A 19307-nucleotide genomic window follows, 5' to 3' on the forward strand; every position below is an offset into this window, starting at 1 on the left:
TCATTTGAAGAATATACGTATATAAAGATAGATGATTTTTTGTTTCATGCCATATTGATGTAAAACAGCTTTTTTTGAAGAGCTTATTTTCTGTCATACATCGTTCTTATTAATGCTTGGATTATAAATATTAAATTAAGGGTATATTTCTGCATAAGAAATATACCCTTTAAGATTTTATGAGGCTACATAGAATGGTGCAGTTGAACGTGGTAATGCTTCACGTCCACGAATTTGGTCTGCAATTTTCTCGGCAATCATAATGGTGGTTGCATTTAAGTTACCGGTAATAATAAGCGGCATGATCGAGGCATCAACCACACGTAAGCTTTGCATACCATGGACTCGGCCTTGACCATCCACGACAGCCATTTCATCTTCACCCATCTTACAGCTACAAGATGGATGATAAGCTGTTTCTGCATGGTTACGAACAAAGTCGTCAAGCTCTGCATCTGTTTGCAAATGTTTGCCCGGACTAATTTCTTCACCACGATATGGATCAAGAGCAGGTTGTTGCATGATTTCTCGGGTGATACGAATCGCATCACGGAACTCACGCCAGTCTTGTTCACTCGACATATAGTTGAACAAGATACTTGGATGCTCAAACGGATCTTTTGATTTAAGTCTAATACGGCCACGTGAAGGCGAACGCATTGAACCAACGTGTGCCTGAAAACCATGCTCTTTCACTGCATTACTACCGTTGTAGTTAATAGCAACTGGCAAGAAATGGTACTGAATATTTGGCCATTTGAACTCATCTGAACTACGGATAAATCCGCCTGCTTCAAACTGGTTACTTGCGCCAATACCTGTACCATTAAATAACCACTCAGCACCAATCGCAGGTTGGTTATACCATTTCAAGGCAGGGTATAAAGAAACGGGTTGCTTACATTTATATTGTAGGTACATTTCCAAGTGGTCTTGCAGGTTTTCACCTACACCTGGCAAATCATGAACGACATCAATGTCCATTGATTTTAAGAAGGTACTTTCACCCACACCAGAGCGCTGTAAAATTTGTGGAGAAGCAATTGCACCTGCACACAGTAAGACTTCGCGTTTAACTAAGGCGCGTTGCAAGTTGTTTTGGTCAGCCCCGATAATATATTCAACACCAACGGCTTGTTTTTGATTAAACAAGATTTTATTGGTCGTTGCATGAGTCAAAATAGTGAGGTTAGGACGGCCTTTTGCCATATCCAGATAACCACGTGCGGTACTTGAACGGCGACCTTTAGGCGTTACCGTGCGGTCCATTGGACCAAAACCTTCTTGCTGGTAACCATTTAAGTCATCAGTACGCGGGTAACCTGCTTGTACGCCAGCTTCAACCATGGCATGGAACAAGACATTGTTGCCATTTTTAGGTGTAGCAACTGACACAGGGCCATTGCCGCCATGGTAGTCATTCTCACCAATGTCACGGGTTTCAGCTTTTTTGTAGTATGGCAAACAATCGGCATAAGACCAGTTTTCTAGGCCTTTATGGGTTGCCCATTGTTCTAAATCCATTGCATTACCGCGGATATAGCACATACCATTAATTAAAGATGAGCCGCCTAAACCTTTACCACGACCGCATTCCATACGACGGTTGTTCATGTGCGGTTCAGGGTCGGTTAAATAAGCCCAGTTATAGCGACGACCTTGAAGAGGGTAGGCCAAAGCTGCCGGCATTTGGGTACGAAAATCCAAACGATAATCTGGTCCACCAGCTTCTAATAATAAAACGGTGGTATCTTTGTCTTCAGTAAGACGTGCAGCAAGTACATTTCCGGCAGATCCTGCGCCAATGATAATGTAATCATATTCTTTAATATTCATAACTATCCTTTTTTTACTAACAGTTTGCCTGAGCAATCTATAAAGATTGCTCTGCATATGTGATTTAGGTTGACGTGTTTAAGGCAATTGATGCATTAAAAAATGCTTTGATAATCGCCAAGTTCAACTTGAATAGATTTGATACGGGTATAGTGCCCAAGCGTGGTTAGACCATTTTCTCGGCCTACACCAGATTGTTTGTAGCCACCCACTGGCATTTCGGCAGGCGATTCGCCCCAAGTGTTAATCCAGCAAATACCAGCTTCAATTTGGTGAATAATGCGATGAGCGCGGCTAATATCTTGAGTGACAACGCCAGCAGCTAAACCAAAGGTGGTGTCGTTAGCACGATGAATCACTTCTTCTTCAGTCTCGTAGCTTAAGATGCTCATGACTGGTCCAAAAATTTCTTCTTGAACAATTGCCATCTGGTCATTGCAGTCGCTAAATACCGTCGGTAGTACATAAGCGCCTTTAGCAAGGTCACCTTCTGTTGCACGTCCACCACCAATTAAGACTTTAGCGCCTTGTTGTTTACCTGACTCAATGAAAGACAGAACTTTTTCCATATGAGGGAAGCTGGTGAGTGGGCCGAAGTTGGTTTCTTCAGCCATTGGGTCACCAATGCGAATACGTTTTACACGCTCTACAACAGCTTTTTCAAAATCGGCTAAAAGAGATTTTGGAACAAATACACGCGTACCATTGGTACAAACTTGGCCTGAACTAAAGAAGTTTGCCATGACAGCAATATCAGCTGCGCGATTAAGGTCGGCATCTTCACAAATAATCAGTGGAGACTTACCACCAAGTTCCATGGTGACTTCTTTTAGCGTAGAACCAGCCGCGCTTGCCATGACTTTTTTGCCAGTTTCAACACCACCTGTAAATGAGATTTTCTCAATTACTGGATGTTCAGTGAGCCACTGACCAATTTCACGGCCTGGTCCTTGAACTACGTTAAATACGCCGTCTGGTAAGCCAGCTTCTGTATAGATTTCTGCAAGTTTGAATGCAGTAAGTGGAGTGGTTTCACTTGGTTTGAAAATCATGGCATTGCCGGCAGCAAGGGCAGGGGCAGATTTCCATAAAGCGATTTGAATTGGATAGTTCCAGGCACCAATACCTGCAACCACGCCTAAAGGTTCACGGCGTGTATAAAAGAAACTTGATTCGCGAAGCGGAACTTGTTCACCCTGAATAGCTGTTGCAAGGCCTGCATAATATTCGAGTACATCTGCACCAGTCACAATGTCGACGGTAGATGTTTCGCTGTAGGCTTTACCAGTGTCTAGCGTTTCAAGACGGGCAAGTTCATCATTACGGTCACGCAAAATGTCGACTGCGCGACGTAAAATACGTGAACGCTCCATGGCTGTCATGGCAGCCCAGATTTTTTGTCCTTGTTGTGCGCTTTGTACAGCAGCTTCAATATCTTGTTCAGATGCTTGCTGAAGAGTTGCGATCGTCTCGCCGTTGGCAGGGTTAATACTATTAAATGTTTTACCACTGGTTGCTTTAACGTAGCGTCCATGGATATACAGTTGTTGAACTTGTACATCACTCATTTTGTCTCTCCTGCAAAGGCTTGTTCGCAAATTGCACTTGCGTTTGTACATAATCGTAAGCAATGGAACGAGCAAGGTTGCTGTCAAATTCGTTATGACGGCTTAAACTGCCTCGTAACCATAATCCATCAATCAATGCTGCCAACCCTCTAGCGGCAACACTGGCCTGTTGTTCATCCATTAACTTGAGAAAATAAAACTTCAAGTTAGAGTACAGGCGTTGATCATTAATCTTTTGCAAGCGGCTTAAGTCTGGTACATGCATACTTGCTGACCAAAAGTCTAACCAGACCCGCATTGCTTTTTCATTGACCTGACTAATGTCAAAGTTAGAGTCGATAATCGCCTTAATCTGGCTCTCTGGATGCGAATCTGCTTCTGCTCTGTACTGTTCGGTTTTATGACGCAGAACATTCAGCATTTCTTGCATACAGGTATTGATCAACCCTTGTTTGTCGCCAAAGTAATGGCTGACAATGCCGGTCGACAGCTCGGCTTTTTTTGCAATTTGAGCAATGGTGGTATTGGATAACCCCACTTCATAAATTACGTCGAGTGCGGCATTCATAATTTCTTCACGTCGCACGTGCTCTGGTTTTACTCTGCGTTTTGTCATGTTTTTCCACATCAGCACTTTTAGTGGTGCTTTAAATTCAGCATGTTAACTTGCAGAGCATCATAGCACTTTTTTTATCATACTTGTTATTGATTGAACGTTCAATCAATAACAAGTATGATATGTAAAAATCAATGAATTTTTGAAGATTGCCTCTAGGAATAAAGAGGTAAAATCAAAGATTCTTAAGGATAGGATGATGCGCATAAGTACATTACTTATCACGTTATTTTGAGAAAATACACCGATTGCAAGGAGCAATAAGATGGTGTTGAAAAGTGATAAATATTCTTCAGACCATATTCGGTTAAATCGTTTTGTATTTTGGAGTTCAGCCATCAGTATTGGCATTTTTGGCCTACTTTTTGTGCTGTTTCCAGAAAAAAGTCAGTTTTGGCTGACCTATGTACAAGAGCAGGTAAATCACTTTTTTGGGTGGTATTACATGTTGGTTATTGTGCTGTGTTTGGGCTTTGTCGCTTGGCTTGCTTTTTCAAAAGTAGGGCAGATTCCATTAGGAAAAGACGACGACAAACCTGAGTTTACTTATTTGGCATGGACTTCAATGTTGTTCTCGGCAGGTATTGGTATTGCGCTACTTTATTATGGTGTTGCCGAACCTGTTGATCACTTCTTGAGACCGCCCGAAGGCGAGTCAGGAACGATTCAGGCAGCCCGTAATGCGATGACCTATAGCTTTTTGCATTGGGGAATTCATGGCTGGGTACTCTATGCATTGCTTGGAGTCACTCTAGGTTACTTCGCTTTTAGACAAGACCTGCCCTTAGCATTACGTTCAGCGCTTTATCCAATTTTTGGAGAGCGTGTTCATGGCTTGGTGGGAGATTTTGTTGATGGTTTTGGAATTTTAGCAACGGTTATTTCCTTGGTCACCAATTTAGGAATTGGTGCTTTGGTACTCGTATCTGGCATTTGCTATTTACTTCCTCAAATTCCAGATAACTCTGTGACCTTAATTACTGCCGTTCTGGTCATGATGTTTGTTGCCACGATTACGACAGTGGTCGGCATCGAAAAAGGTCTGGCATGGTTATCTCGTATTAATTTACGTCTACTGTATGCCTTACTTTTATTTGTATTTTTAACAGGCCCTACAAATCATTTATTAAATGGTCTTGTGCAAAATACGGGTGATTATCTAAGCAATTTTATTGGTAAAAGCTTTGATATGTATTTATACAACCAAAAAGCCAGTGGCTGGTTAGGTTCGTGGACAGTATTTTATTGGGCATGGTGGATTGCTTGGGCACCTTTTGTAGGGATGTTTATTGCCCGTATTTCAAAAGGACGTACAATTCGAGAAGTTATTCTGGGTGTATGCCTGATTCCATTAGGCTTTACGCTGGCTTGGATCTCAGTTTTTGGAAATACGGCAATTTACTTTATCTTGAACCAAAAACAGAAAGTTTTGGGTGATATGGTCTTAACTGATCCGGCATTATCTTTATTTAAGCTACTCGAATATCTGCCATTTAATCCTTATGTTGCTGGCATTGTTGTTGTAATTTGTTTCGTTTTATTTTTGACACCAGTTGGCTCTGGTACACTAATGATCGCTAATTTGTCCTCAAAAGGGGGCACCAATGATAGTGATTCACCGATCTGGTTACGCGTCTTTTGGTCTGTGGTAATTACCATTGTAAGTATTGGCTTGTTACTAGCCGGTAGTTTTAACTCCATGCAAAGCGCTGTGGTGTTATGTGGTTTACCATTTTCAGTCATTATTTTGCTTTATATGTTTGGCTTAGCCAAAGCGTTAAAGCAAGATGATTTTGACCCTCAATTAGTGAAAAAGCAGTTAGCTGTTTCAAAAGACATTTCAGTCCCATCGAACTGTGACCAGAATAAAGTGACTGAGGTTTTATAACCTCAACCGATCACATCTATATATTATTTTTTTGCGTTTAAAGTCGTCTTTTCATTGTTTTAAATAAGAGTGAAAAGACGAAATTAAATATTTTGTTTTTATTTTATTCCTTGAGGATTGTATGGCAACAGATAATCCAAGAGCAGTTGATGATTTAACATTATCTAAATCTAAAAAAGACCCGCTCAACCGTGTGGTTTTTTATTTTTCAGCTGTACTTATTTTAATTTTTTCTCTCGTCACGTTTTTGTTCAACGATTTTGCAAACCGAATCATGAACACCGTACTTCAGTGGGTAACCTCAACCTTTGGTTGGTATTACTTGCTTGCCGCAACACTTTACATGGCGTTTGTGATTTTTATTGCCTGTTCAAGATATGGCAGTATTAAATTAGGACCTAAGCATTCAAAACCTGAGTTTAGTTTACTAAGTTGGTCTGCCATGCTGTTTTCGGCTGGTATTGGTATCGATTTAATGTTCTTCTCGGTCGCTGAGCCTTTATCTCATTATATGCAACCTCCAGTCGGAGCAGGTCAAACCTATGAGGCAGCACGCCAAAGTATGGTCTGGACATTGTTCCACTATGGTTTAACTGGTTGGTGTATGTATGCCTTGATTGGCATGTCATTGGGATATTTTAGCTATCGTTATAATCTGCCGCTTACCATTCGCTCTGCACTCTACCCAATTTTTGGTCAAAGAATTAATGGTGTAATTGGGCATAGCGTTGATACAGCTGCCGTTATCGGGACAATTTTTGGTATTGCAACAACCTGCGGGATTGGGGTGGTACAGCTAAATTATGGACTACATGTGTTATTGGGATTACCAGAAAACATCTGGATGCAATTTATCCTGATTGCTGTCGCGGTTGGTATTAGTATTATTTCGGTGACATCTGGGGTCAATAAAGGCCTGCGAATTTTATCTGAAATCAATATTTATGTTTCGATTGGCCTTTTACTGTTTATCTTGTTCTTGGGAAATACTGAGTTTTTACTCAATGCCCTTGTTCAAAATGTTGGTGATTACTTAAGTCGTTTCCCGTCTTTGGCCTTACAAAGTTTTGCGTTTGAACAGCCTAAAGAGTGGATGAGTAGCTGGACTTTATTCTTCTGGGCATGGTGGATTGCGTGGTCTCCATTTGTAGGACTTTTTCTGGCGCGCATCTCAAGAGGGCGTACCATTCGTGAGTTTGTGTCTGGTACTTTAATTATCCCACTTTTATTTACGATCACGTGGCTCTCTATTTTTGGTAATAGTGCGTTGCACAGCGTTATTTTTGAAGGGAACCAAACCTTAGCTGCTACTGTGTTGGCGAATCCGGCTCATGGTTTTTATGATTTGTTAGCACAATATCCGGGCTTTACGTTTATTGCTTCAATTGCCACCGTAACAGGGCTTTTGTTCTATGTGACATCTGCCGATTCAGGAGCGCTGGTTCTAGGGAACTTCACCACCAAGTTAACGCATATTGATAATGATGCTCCGCGTTGGTTGAGTGTGTTCTGGGCAATTGCGATTGGTTTACTTACGCTAGCGATGCTGATGACCAACGGGATTACGGCTTTGCAAAACGCAACCATCATTATGGGACTGCCGTTTAGTTTTGTGATGTTCCTTGTCATGGCAGGACTTTATAAGTCCTTAAGGCTTGAAGATTACAGGCAGGCCAGCCGTAGCATGAATGCAGCTCCAGTGGTGGGTAACGTTGATATTTTGAATTGGAAACAGCGTTTAACTCGAGTGATGCATCATCCGGGAACCACTGAAACTCTGCGCATGTTGGATACAGTTTGTCGACCGGCTGTTCAGGCCGTTGCTGATGAACTTATTAAGCAGGGAATGAATGTGGATGTGCAGCAAACGCTACTCGAAGATGAAGACACGCTTTACCATCTCGACTTCACTATTCATTTGGAAGAAGAACAAAACTTCGTTTACCAGATCTGGCCTGTACGCTATAGCGCACCGATTTTCAGTCAACGTGTGAAACGGGGTAAACAGTTCTATTACCGACTTGAAACGTATCTTTATGATGGCTCTCAAGATAACGACCTCGTTGGTTACGGTAAGGAACAGGTTATTAATGACATTTTAGATAAATATGAAAGACATATGACGTTCTTACATATTAATCGTATTAGCCCAGGGAACCGACCTTTGTTCCCAGATCCACAAGCTTAAGAGGACAATGCATGGCTTCTCCTTATCTACATTCTTTTGCTTTATTTTTCTCTTTGCTCAACCCATTTTTAATGAGCATTTATATGATTGGCCTAATCCGTCATTCAGAAACAAAGGTGTTTAATAAAGCACTGATTCAGGGAAGCTTGATTGCTTTTGTCGTGTTCATGCTATTTGCATGGGGCGGCGAAACAATTTTTAGTAAATATCTGAATGTACGTTTCGAAGCCTTCCAGATTTTTGGAGGCCTTATCTTTTTGGTCATTGGCTATCGTTATGTTTTTCAGGGTGCCGATACGATTGGTGAAATGCGGGGAGCGCCAGAACATCTGGCTGGCACCATTGCAATGCCATTTATGATTGGTCCGGGAACCATCAGTGCTGCTGTGGTTACAGGTATTGAAATGTCAATTGGTGAGGCAGCCCTAGTGATTGCTTTCACCTTGTTTTTAACCTGTAGTATTTTGATTTTGATGAAATTTTCACATGATCATTTACGCTATAAACATGCCAAGCATATCGACCGTTATTTCGACATTGTGGGACGTTTATCTGCTTTATTAATCGGAACGATCGCCATTGATATGATTATTAATGGTGTGACAGGCGTTATTACTAAAGTATAGCGAGTGATCTGTAAGACCCTGCTATGCCATTAAGCGTGGAATAAAATGGCATAGCATGTTCTATAAAACTTTAAAATAAATGATGCAGCTATAAAAATAACTTTAAAAAATAATGCTTTAAAAAATTAGATTTTAAAAAACAATCAGAGATATTAAAAAATACAATGCCATGTTATGGATTTAATCATGTTTTTTTTGTGAATTATCAACCATAATGTTGACTGAGCTTGTTTTAAGACACAGAGTTGAGCTATGCCTACATTAGATGAAATAACCACAGCAACTGATGATCAGTCTGAATTGACGATGTCAGTTTTGATGACGCCTGATATGGCAAATTTTTCAGGTAATGTTCATGGTGGTACGATTCTAAAACTACTAGACCAAGTCGCTTACGCTTGTGCGAGTCGTTATTCGGGTGGCTATGTAGTGACGTTATCTGTAGATAAGGTGAATTTTAAAGAACCTATTTATGTGGGTGAGCTGGTCACCTTCTTGGCAAGTGTTAACCATGTAGGCCGTACTTCAATGGAAGTGGGAATACGTGTTGAAGCCCAAAATATCCAGAAGCGTACAGTGCGCCATACCAATAGCTGTTATTTCACCATGGTTGCTGTTGATGAACAAAGCAAGCCATGTGAAGTGCCTCAATTAAATCTAAATACTGAGTGGAAACGTTGCCGCTTTGAAGCAGCCGAGCACCGTAAGGTTTTACGTCTACAAGAAAATCACAACCCATCTTGTAGTATGTATAAGAAATCTTCTTAAAAAAGGATCGAACCGCAGCATGGTTCGATCCTTTTCTTCTTTACTGAAATTCAGCATCCATTTTTCATTTCAGTAAAATTATCTCTGAGCTTGGAGGAGAGTGCTTAGAGAATTAACGAGCTGCAGGAGCAGCTTCAGAAGCAGAACCTACAGCATCAGATGCAGCGTTTGCTGTGTTTGCTTGTTCTTGAGTTGAAACAACAACTTTCTCTTCACCAGCAGTGCTGTGTGCTTGTTCATGTTTAGAAGCAGCGAAAGTTGATACTGCAGTTAAAGCTAAAGTTGTTGCAAGTAGAGTCTTAGCTAATTTCATTTTATGGCATCCTTAAATTCATTAAAAAAGTAAATCAAACCTAATCGTTCATACCTACACGAAACGTATATGGCTGAATGACTAAGCTAGGACACATGCTAAGCCGAGCTTGGGATTACATCAATTAACTTAACAATCTATTACGCCTATCTTAACAATATGAAATATACGGACCGTTTATGTGCGGAATCTGTAAAGTTAACCGGCTTAAATACACCTTAAAATGTGTAAAAATATTTCTTGTTGAGTGAAAAAAAACCAATTGTGTTACGTAAACCTAACACTCTGGCATGAATTGTGAATGCGTATAAATAGAATATTCCGTTTGAATTATAGTTATCTAAAGTTAATTTAGATTTTGAATGAGATGTGTGTCACACATTAAGTGTTTTGGCCTGATAATTGGAAAGTATATCTTCAAAGTGAAAAATCATTTTCATGGTACTTAAACAGTGATATACCTTTCTTAGTTTTTTAAACCTTGTTGATTTGAGTCGCTTGTGAAACTTATTGCTCAAAGAATTGTTCCAACCCATATTATTTCCGGTTTTTTAGGGGCAGGTAAAACCACATTATTACAGCATTTATTAAGGCAGAAGCCTAAAGATGAGGTCTGGGCTGTATTAATGAATGAGTTTGGGCAAATTGGAGTGGACCAACAACTCTTACCTCAAGATGAAGGATATGCAGTCAAAGAATTATTAGGTGGTTGCTTATGTTGTAGCAGTCAATTGCCTATGCATATTGCTTTAGCCCGTCTATTGAGTGAACAAAAGCCAGACCGACTATTTATTGAACCGACTGGTCTTGGGCATCCTTCGCAGTTATTTGATCAACTGACTGAACCGCATTGGCAAAGTAGTTTAGCCATGCGAGCATTAGTCACAGTTGTAGATGGTAGCCGTTTGCATGATACAAACTGGGTAAAGCAAAACCTTTATGAAGATCAGTTAAAAGCTGCCCAAATTGTGTTGGTGTCACATACTGATGTGATGACTTTTGAAGATGATCAGGCACTTGAGTTATTAAAAGAAGAATATCAGCCTTATCAACAAGAGTGGATTAAAACTGAACATGGTCAGTTAGCGTTAAATAAAATTGATGTGGCTGCTCGTTTAACCGAACGCTCTATTCAACCTTTACTTAAACTTCAAAAACAAATGACTGAAACTGAGATCGTGAAAGAAATTCAGCAGTTACCTTATCATTATGTCGAGTCGGCACAAGGTTATATTGTCGCGGGTTGGAAATTGCCTAAACGCTGGAAGTTTGAGTTTTATGCTTTGCTTGATGTGTTATGTGCACAAAAAGATTGGCTGCGAATTAAGGGAATTTTTAATACAGATCAGGGTTGGAAAACCTTTAACTTTAATCCGCAGCAATTTAATTATAAGTCTGGCGAAGAGGGCATTGATAACCGGATTGAAATGATTAGCCAACATGAACACGATTGGTTGGCATTTGAAACTGATTTATTGAATTGCCGAATTGAAGATTAGAGAACATTGAGAAAAAGATGATTCAATGTTCTCTAGAACGGATTTTAAGGTTTAGTATTTAGCACGGCTTTAGCTTGAGCATGGTCAATATCTTTTTCCCAATGCGCAATGACTACGGCCGCAACACAGTTACCAATCAAGTTGGTGCAGGCACGAATAATGCCAATGAACCAGTCGACTGAAAGTAGAAGTACTAGACCAATCGCAGGGAGGCTTGGAATAACTGAAAGGGTGGCTGCAAGAATAACTAAAGCTGAACCGGGAATACCGTGTGCACCTTTAGAAGTAATGAGTGAAACTAATAAAATAGCCAGCAAGTCATGCGTAGATAAATCAATATTGCAGGCTTGTGCAATAAAAATAACAGCTAGAGTTAAGTAAATTGAAAACCCATCTAGGTTAAAGGAATAACCAGTTGGAATAACCAGTCCTACAGTTGAATCCTTAATTCCCAGATTTCTGAGTTTTTTCATGATTTGGGGTAAGACAGAGTCAGAAGAGGCTGTACCTAAAACAATGGCTAATTCATCTTTAAAATAAGCCACAAATTTGAAGATGTTGAGACCGGCAAGTTTTAAAATTGAACCTAAAACAATAACAACAAATAAAATGCAGGTTGCATAAAACAGTAAAACTAAATAACCCAATTGTAGAAGTGAATCTAAACCAAATTTGGCAGTGGTATAGGCCACTGAACCAAAAACACCAATTGGAGCTAAACGAATAATCAGTCCCATAATTTTAAAGAAGACTTCAGAAAAAGCTTCCAAAGCCTGACGTACCAGCTCTGCCAAATGTTTAGGAATTAAAAGTAGTGCTACACCAAATAAAATAGCGATTAATAAAACTTGTAAAATATCGCCGTTTGCAAAAGCAGCCGTGAAGGTTTTTGGAATAATATTGAGCAGAAATTCCGAACCTGTGTGCATTTCATGTGCACGTTCGGTATAGGTACTTAAATCTTTTGCATCTAAATGGCTGATATCGATGTTCATGCCAACGCCAGGTTTAAATACATAGGCCACAATAATGCCTAAAACTAAAGCAATACTTGTGACCACTTCAAAATAGAGAATGGTTTTTGCACCGACTTTGCCCATTTTTTTGATGTCATTTGCACCATAAATACCGAGTACAACCACACAAAACACAATTGGTGCGATCAGCATCTTAATTAAAGAAATAAAACCATCACCCAATGGCTTTAAAGATAGGGAGAAATCATGAAAACCAGCTCCAACTGCAACACCAAGAAAGAGAGCACAAAGAACCTGTAAAAATAAACTACGCTTGAGCTTTTGCCACATAAGTCATCAATTTTCGGAAGAGGAGAATATCTCTTTTAAGCAAAAAGCCAGCCAACTCTAAAATAAGTGGAGCGTTTTGGAAGAATATGCAAATTTCACCATCGCGATGTTTTACATTACTCAGTTTTTTTATAATTTTTAGCTAAAATCGAGTATCCTTAGCGCCAAATTTTGGAACATATTAATCATGGCGCTTAAAGCAACAATTTATAAGGCAGACTTGAATATTGCGAATATGGATGACCATATTTATGGTGATTACCAACTGACGCTTGCCTTACATCCTTCGGAAACTTTAGAACGTTTAATGGTTCGTTTAATGGCCTTTGCCCGTTTTGCAAGTGATGAGCTTGAGTTTACAAAAGATCTTTTTGAAACTGATGAACCAGCGTTATGGCAGAAGGATTTAACAGGTCAGTTGGAAACATGGATTGAAGTGGGCTTACCTTCGGAAGATAAAGTCAAAAAAGCGAGTGCACGCTGTAAAAAAGTTGCGATTGTTGTGTATGGCACACAAGTCGAAGAGTGGTGGAAGAGAAATAGCAAAATTAAAACGTTAAGTAACGTTCAGGTTTGGCAAATCGCACCTGCAAGCACAGCTGAGCTCGAACAACTCTGTGAACGTACCATGCAGCTACAGTTAAATGTGATGGATACAGAGTGGACTCTTTTAGGTGAAAAGGGTCAGGCAAATGTTGTGTGGACACAGTTACAGTAAAATAGAAAAGCGCAACAAATTCTACAGATTCAATTGGTACACTAAGTACCAGTTGCTATTTAAAGATTCTGTTTAAGGGGTAAACCATGTCAAATGAATTAGAAATTATCGATTTAAAAGTAGGTGAAGGTAAAGAAGCGGTTAAAGGCGCTTTGATTACGACTCACTATACAGGTTGGTTAGAAGACGGTACAAAATTTGACTCTTCAATTGACCGCGGTAATTATTTTGAATGCGTGATTGGAACAGGCCGTGTCATTAAAGGCTGGGACCAAGGCATCATGGGAATGAAAGTTGGCGGTAAACGTAAATTAATCGTGCCTGCTCATTTAGCATATGGTGAGCGTAAAATGGGTAAGATTATTCCAGCCAATTCTAATTTAATTTTTGAAATTGAATTGTTTGATGTCAAAACCCGTGACTAGTGAAAATTTAAAGCCCTTTAGGGGGCTTTCTTGTTTATATGAGCTTTAAATATAAATACATTATTAATTTATATTTTAGCTTTTTGAATATTTAAGCTTATTTTCAGGTTATTTGATTATAAATGCTGACTGAAAAACTGTTCATTTGTGGGCAGGATGATATTAAGACCAAATTTCAGAAAATTTGCGTCCTAACATCAAATTTCACATAAATAATCTATATTGTTATTGAGACGCTATTTCATGACTATCCGCTTTGCATCTCCTTTGTTGAATCTTACACTTGGATTAGCCCTTACTGGCATGTCTGGTATGGCATTGGCTAAACCACAAAAAATTGATGCTTCAACACTTACGGTCATTGGTTATCATGAAATTACTGATACAAAAAATGCAATGATTCCTGAGTATGCGGTCACGACTCAACAATTTACACAGCACGTTGAATGGTTGCAAAAGAATGGTTTCCATTTTATTACCGTTGATCAATTAATTCGTGCGCATCAAGGTAAATATCAACTGCCGACTAAGCCAGTATTATTGACCGTAGATGATGGTTATCAGTCTTTTTATCAAAATGCATATCCTGTTATTAAAGCAAAAAAGATTCCGGTTGTTTTGGCTGTAGTCGGTTCATGGTTAGAACCAAAAGCTGGTCAAAAAGTTGACTTCTCTGGCGAGGAAATCTCTCGTGATAAGATCTTGAGCTGGAATGAGCTTAAAGAGATGCAAGACAGCGGTTTAGTCGAAATCGCGAATCATAGCTATCATTTGCATCGTGGTATTACAGGAAACCCGCAAGGCAACTCTGAACCTGCTGCGACCACACGTTTTTATGATGTTAAAACACAAACATATGAGAACGATGCACAATATCAGGCACGTATTTATAACGACCTGAAAAAGAATAATGACTTATTAAAAGCGCATGGCTTACGTTCACCACGTATTATGGTGTGGCCATATGGTCGCTATAATATGCAGACTGTTCAAATTGCAAAAAAATTAGGCATGCCAGTGACCATTACGCTTGATGATGGGGCAGACCATGCAAAACAATCTCTACAAAATATGAGCCGTATTTTGGTAGAAGGTGGAATGACAACTGGTGATTTGGCTCAAGAAATTAAAAACCGTGAATTAAATTTAACGGATAATAATCGTCCGCAAAAAATCATGCATATTGATCTGGACTATATTTATGATCCAGACCCGAAACAACAAGAGCGTAATTTAGGACACTTGTTAGATCGAATTAATGGCATGGGTGTAAATACAGTTTATTTACAGGCATTTTCAGATCCAGATGCGAATGGTTCTGCTGATATGGTTTATTTCCCAAACCGTCATATTCCAATGCGTGCAGACTTGTTTAACCGTGTTGCATGGCAAATTCAAACGCGTACATCTGTAAGCCGTATTTATGCATGGATGCCGTTATTGGCGTGGGAGCTACCAAAAACTGATCCTGTTTCTAAGGACTTGGTGGTGACTCAGCAGGAAAAAGCAGGTGAACACCTTAATATGGGGTATATCCGTTTAAGTCCATTCTCAGCCGATGCACGTCAAACGATTCGTGAAATTTATCAGGATTTAGCTAAATCAACGCCATTTAATGGACTTTTGTTCCATGATGACGTGACATTATCTGATTATGAAGATGCAAGCCCTGATGCTTTAAAAGCTTATGCAAAGCAAGGTTTGCCAACAGATTTAGCAAAAATCCGTGAAAACGATCAAGACTTACAAAAGTGGACTGCATATAAGACAAAATATCTAGATGATTTTGCGATGCAACTCGTTGATGACGTGCGACAATATGAACCGTTCTTGATGACTGCACGCAATTTATATGCTCAAGTTGCTTTAAAACCATATGCGGAAAATTGGTACTCTCAATCTCTTGAAGAGTCATTAAAACGTTATGATTTTACAGCTATTATGGCAATGCCTTATATGGAACAGGTCGATAATGCTGATCAATTCTATAAAGATATGGTTGATCGGGTAAAACAATACCCGAATGGCATCAAGAAAACCGTTTTTGAATTACAGGCAACCGACTGGCGTAAAAACGAAAAGGTACCTTCAGCTGAAATGGCAGCAACAATTCATTCTCTTTATCAGCAAGGTGTAATGCATGTCGGTTATTACCCAGATGACCCAATTAAAGATCATCCGGATGTTGACGTAATGCATAAAGCATTTGCTGAAAAATCATCTCGTCTTGTGCCGTAGTCGGGGCTGAAACATGACAATCTTTGCTGCAATATGGTCGCATGCCTTAAAATTCGTTTTTTATTATCCATTATTCATGTCGTATTTATGGATGATGGGTGCGATCATTTTCTATTGGAAAGAACGTCAGGCTCCGCCTTACGATCAACCAGCGCCATTAGAAAGTTATCCAAAAGTCGCTGTATTAGTTCCTTGTTTTAATGAAGGGGATAATGCAGAAGAAACCATTAGCCATGCTTTAAAACTGGACTATCCTCATTTTGAAGTCATCGCGATTAATGATGGTAGCTCAGACAATACTGGCGAAGTACTCGATCGCTTAGCAGAACAACATGAAAAACTTCGTGTTGTTCATTTGGCTCAAAACCAAGGTAAAGCCATGGGGTTGCAAGCCGGAAGCTTAATGACCGATGCCGAGTTTTTAATTGGTATTGATGGTGATGCTTTACTTGATCCACATGCAGCAAAGTGGATGATTCGTCATTTTCTTAAAAATCCGACTGTTGCTGCGGTTACTGGAAACCCCCGTATCCGCACTCGCTCAACTTTATTAGGGCGTATTCAGGTCGGTGAGTTTTCTTCGATTGTAGGCATGATTAAACGTGCACAACGTACCTTTGGTCGCTTGTTTACCGTATCAGGCGTGATTACCGCTTTTCGTAAAAGCGCCGTTCACCAAGTCGACTATTGGTCACCAAATATGTTGACTGAAGATATCGATATTACTTGGAAATTACAGCGTGCAGGTTGGGATATTGAGTTTGAGCCGAATGCCTTGGTTTGGATTTTAATGCCTGAAACCTTAAATGGGTTGTGGAAACAACGTTTACGCTGGGCAATGGGTGGCGCACAAGTATTAATTAAAAATATTGATGTGTTCACCAAGCCAAAATTGAATTTTTTATGGCCTTTAATGTTTGAGCTTTGCTTAACATTAGTTTGGTCATATTTAATGCTAGCGATGGCTGTATTGTGGTTGGTACATTTTATTTTACCCGTACCAGCACTAGCCGTTGTGAGCTCTCCATTTTTACCGTATGGTAGCGGTATTTTATTGGGGGCAACCTGTCTAATTCAGTTTGCTTTAAGCAAATGGATGGATAGTCGTTATGAACCAAACCTAGGAAAAAATTATTTCTGGATGATTTGGTACCCGCTAGTCTTTTGGTTAATTACGATTTCGGCAACCATTGTGGCATTTCCAAAAGTCTTACGACGTGGAGATGAGAAACGAGCACGTTGGGTGAGCCCGGATCGGGGCATTCGTTAGATGAAATGCAAGAGTCATGAGATTTTAAAGATCGTGCTGTATTGATGTCTGGGGAAAAACCACAGCACTCCGTTAGGTAAAGAGAGAAATGAAGACAGATTCGTTGATTATTGATTTACGCCGTCAATTACCATGGCATAAACGCTATGCTTCTACAACAAGCACAGCCATGATGTGGGCGGTTTGGTTGTTGTTGTGGCGTCCGTTCGTGTTTGTATGGTTATTGGTTGAACTACAAAAAACTCATTTGGTACATCGCTTATTTAGTGCCTTTGGCTTAGGAATTGAACATGGCCTTACAGCATTAATTGCTTGTGCAATTTGTTTATTGTTGTGGAGCCATGTGCTACCTGAGCGTCGTGTCGGTGGTAGTGCGCTTAAAATGAAACAGACTGATGATTATGCACGCTATTTTGATTTACCTGAACATGAAATTGAGCAGGGACGTAGCCAAAAAATTACAGTCGTTCACCACGATGAACTAGGTAAAATTGTTAGAGTTGAATAAGCCTGATTAATAAAATAAAGCCCACTTCAAGTGGGCTTTATTTTTTATGAACTGAGAAGTCCAAGAATCCGTTGTTTGACTTGACTAATATAAAACTCATCATGGGTGACACGGTACATCAAGATCGCACCTTCATAATCAGCAATACTTTGTTTTGCTAAAATCTCTGCTTGATCTTGAGCAAGGCTCTTCGCAAAAATAGACTGAATTGCAAGTTGCCAGTCCTGAAAAATGCTGCGTATTTTGGCTAAAATTTTAGGTGAGCCATATGCTGCTTCCATAGAAATGATACCTATTAAGCAGCCGTTAACACCTTGTGTAAAAAAATGAATAGCACGCTCATGCATTTGCTCAAACCGTTCAATGGCTGAGAGTTCGGACTTTACCGTATTTCCAAATAGAGAATGAATCAAATACTGATGAGTGCTATTGAGCACTTCAAGCAATAGCGCTTCTTTGTTTGGATAATAGTAATAAAAAGAAGCTTTGGTTAGGCCGCAAGCCTTTGCCAGCATGTCCATACTGGTGCCTGCGTAACCATAGGTTTTAAACTGCAAAGCACAGTGCTTGAGCAATTCTTCTTTCGCAAGTTTTTGCGGTCTCATCTTAAATTATCCAAAACATAAATCAGGCTTGTACCAAATCATCAAAAGTAGTACGGATTTTACTCCAGATCTGTTCAGCACCTTTTTTAAAGTAGCCCATATGCCCAATTGTTTTCATAGAAACATCTTGAGGTTGAAGGCTGATATATGTGACCGGAGCTTGTCGATAATGCTGCATAAATGCACGACAAGAAGCCGGCAAAGCCCAATCATCATCAAGGGCCGATACTGCATAAATTGGTGTTTTGACAGAAGCATATTGTTCAATTAAATGTTGCTGTTCTGGGTCAGCAAAAAAATACTTAGGATTTTTACACCACTTGCGCCATTGTTTATACACATTTAATGGCAAGTCAGAACCCATATTAAATTTGCTCCAAGGTAAATAACCTGTCACAGCGACGATAGGAGGAAACACAATATTCCAGACCACTTGAACTTTAAAGCGCTCTTTAAGTGGCATATAGCCATGCCAGCCAGCCCCAGTGCCAAACGTGTAGCAGGCCAATAATTTTTCATGATTAGGTAATAGCCCTAATGCGTGACCGCCGTAAGAGTGACCCACCATTAAAAGAGGTAGGAGGTCTTGCGATAAATATTCAATGGCACCTGCTAAGTCATATTGTCCCCAGTCTAAATAAGACATATCAAATCCTTTTAAAGATTTGGGACTCGATTTCCCCACACCTCGATAATCGAAAGTGAATACTTGATAACCATATTGCGTCATATATTCAGCAAATCGACGGTAAAATTCATGGGGGACGCCCGTTGCTCCAGCAACGATAATATTGGCTTTAGCTGCTGTCGTCGTAAAGTAGCGAGTGCCACCCAGTTGATAGCCATCTAAAGCTGAAAATTGTACATTTTGGCTAAGCTGTTCGTTCGTTTGAGTTGCTAATTGCATTGCTTTTCTCTTTATTTTTCTAGCGTG

17 protein-coding genes are annotated in these 19307 nt (G+C 39.8%); 10 read left to right on the forward strand and 7 right to left on the reverse strand.

Going from position 1 to position 19307, the window contains the following annotated elements:
• Nucleotides 1–177 precede the first annotated feature (177 nt).
• From betA to betI, 3 genes are all read right to left on the reverse strand, one after another.
• Nucleotides 178–1836, reverse strand: coding sequence for a choline dehydrogenase (gene betA, locus ACPF64_RS08845; RefSeq protein ID WP_004641705.1), 1659 nt, complete (start codon nucleotides 1834–1836; stop codon nucleotides 178–180).
• Nucleotides 1837–1931: 95 nt separating this feature from the next.
• Nucleotides 1932–3404: a betaine-aldehyde dehydrogenase gene (gene betB / locus ACPF64_RS08850; RefSeq protein WP_426456033.1), complete on the reverse strand. Its 1473-nt coding sequence runs from the start codon at nucleotides 3402–3404 to the stop codon at nucleotides 1932–1934.
• Nucleotides 3397–4020 carry a transcriptional regulator BetI gene (gene betI / locus ACPF64_RS08855; RefSeq protein ID WP_017388703.1) on the reverse strand — a complete coding sequence of 208 codons (624 nt, stop codon included), beginning with the start codon at nucleotides 4018–4020 and terminating at the stop codon, nucleotides 3397–3399. The genes betB and betI overlap by 8 nt, the downstream gene beginning before the upstream one ends.
• A 265-nt stretch (nucleotides 4021–4285) precedes the next feature.
• On the opposite strand from betI, the gene ACPF64_RS08860 reads away from it, so the two are divergent.
• The 4 genes from ACPF64_RS08860 (at nucleotide 4286) to ACPF64_RS08875 (ending at nucleotide 9490) form a co-directional block, all read left to right on the forward strand.
• Nucleotides 4286–5908: a BCCT family transporter gene (locus ACPF64_RS08860; RefSeq protein WP_132071940.1), complete on the forward strand. Its 1623-nt coding sequence runs from the start codon at nucleotides 4286–4288 to the stop codon at nucleotides 5906–5908.
• Between the two features lie 121 nt (nucleotides 5909–6029).
• On the forward strand, nucleotides 6030–8096 hold the full coding sequence (locus ACPF64_RS08865; protein WP_426456034.1) for a choline transporter: 2067 nt from the start codon (nucleotides 6030–6032) through the stop codon (nucleotides 8094–8096).
• Between the two features lie 11 nt (nucleotides 8097–8107).
• Nucleotides 8108–8722 (forward strand): MarC family protein, encoded by a 615-nt coding sequence (locus ACPF64_RS08870; RefSeq protein ID WP_003653161.1) that lies wholly within the window; start codon nucleotides 8108–8110, stop codon nucleotides 8720–8722.
• Nucleotides 8723–8974: 252 nt separating this feature from the next.
• Complete coding sequence (locus tag ACPF64_RS08875; protein WP_003653152.1) at nucleotides 8975–9490, forward strand: acyl-CoA thioesterase; 516 nt, start codon at nucleotides 8975–8977, stop codon at nucleotides 9488–9490.
• Nucleotides 9491–9602: 112 nt separating this feature from the next.
• On the opposite strand, the gene ACPF64_RS08880 is transcribed toward ACPF64_RS08875, so the two are convergent.
• On the reverse strand, nucleotides 9603–9803 hold the full coding sequence (locus ACPF64_RS08880; RefSeq protein ID WP_005042359.1) for a hypothetical protein: 201 nt from the start codon (nucleotides 9801–9803) through the stop codon (nucleotides 9603–9605).
• Nucleotides 9804–10303: 500 nt separating this feature from the next.
• On the opposite strand from ACPF64_RS08880, the gene ACPF64_RS08885 reads away from it, so the two are divergent.
• A complete protein-coding gene (locus ACPF64_RS08885) occupies nucleotides 10304–11302 on the forward strand; it encodes a CobW family GTP-binding protein (RefSeq protein ID WP_426456035.1) in 999 nt (332 codons plus the stop codon).
• A 44-nt stretch (nucleotides 11303–11346) separates the two neighbouring features.
• Here ACPF64_RS08885 and dctA read toward each other — a convergent pair whose 3' ends face one another.
• Nucleotides 11347–12609, reverse strand: coding sequence for a C4-dicarboxylate transporter DctA (dctA, locus tag ACPF64_RS08890; RefSeq protein ID WP_003653149.1), 1263 nt, complete (start codon nucleotides 12607–12609; stop codon nucleotides 11347–11349).
• A gap of 187 nt (nucleotides 12610–12796) precedes the next feature.
• Between dctA and ACPF64_RS08895 the strand changes: the two genes are divergently transcribed.
• The 5 genes from ACPF64_RS08895 (at nucleotide 12797) to pgaD (ending at nucleotide 17768) form a co-directional block, all read left to right on the forward strand.
• A complete protein-coding gene (locus tag ACPF64_RS08895; RefSeq protein ID WP_127494073.1) occupies nucleotides 12797–13327 on the forward strand; it encodes a YaeQ family protein in 531 nt (176 codons plus the stop codon).
• An 86-nt stretch (nucleotides 13328–13413) separates the two neighbouring features.
• Complete coding sequence (locus ACPF64_RS08900) at nucleotides 13414–13752, forward strand: FKBP-type peptidyl-prolyl cis-trans isomerase (protein WP_002117532.1); 339 nt, start codon at nucleotides 13414–13416, stop codon at nucleotides 13750–13752.
• 243 nt (nucleotides 13753–13995) lie between these two features.
• Nucleotides 13996–15990, forward strand: coding sequence for a poly-beta-1,6-N-acetyl-D-glucosamine N-deacetylase PgaB (gene pgaB, locus ACPF64_RS08905; RefSeq protein ID WP_426456036.1), 1995 nt, complete (start codon nucleotides 13996–13998; stop codon nucleotides 15988–15990).
• Nucleotides 15991–16003: 13 nt separating this feature from the next.
• Nucleotides 16004–17260 carry a poly-beta-1,6-N-acetyl-D-glucosamine synthase gene (gene pgaC, locus ACPF64_RS08910; protein ID WP_231763929.1) on the forward strand — a complete coding sequence of 419 codons (1257 nt, stop codon included), beginning with the start codon at nucleotides 16004–16006 and terminating at the stop codon, nucleotides 17258–17260.
• A gap of 88 nt (nucleotides 17261–17348) precedes the next feature.
• Complete coding sequence (gene pgaD / locus ACPF64_RS08915) at nucleotides 17349–17768, forward strand: poly-beta-1,6-N-acetyl-D-glucosamine biosynthesis protein PgaD (RefSeq protein WP_005042345.1); 420 nt, start codon at nucleotides 17349–17351, stop codon at nucleotides 17766–17768.
• Nucleotides 17769–17812: 44 nt separating this feature from the next.
• On the opposite strand, the gene ACPF64_RS08920 is transcribed toward pgaD, so the two are convergent.
• Both ACPF64_RS08920 and ACPF64_RS08925 read right to left on the reverse strand, forming a co-directional pair.
• Nucleotides 17813–18373: a TetR/AcrR family transcriptional regulator gene (locus tag ACPF64_RS08920; RefSeq protein WP_426456037.1), complete on the reverse strand. Its 561-nt coding sequence runs from the start codon at nucleotides 18371–18373 to the stop codon at nucleotides 17813–17815.
• A gap of 22 nt (nucleotides 18374–18395) precedes the next feature.
• Complete coding sequence (locus ACPF64_RS08925; protein ID WP_426456038.1) at nucleotides 18396–19280, reverse strand: alpha/beta fold hydrolase; 885 nt, start codon at nucleotides 19278–19280, stop codon at nucleotides 18396–18398.
• Nucleotides 19281–19307: the final 27 nt, after the last annotated feature.

The organism is Acinetobacter sp. KB005 (genome assembly GCF_049949095.1).
GTDB lineage: Bacteria > Pseudomonadota > Gammaproteobacteria > Pseudomonadales > Moraxellaceae > Acinetobacter > Acinetobacter calcoaceticus.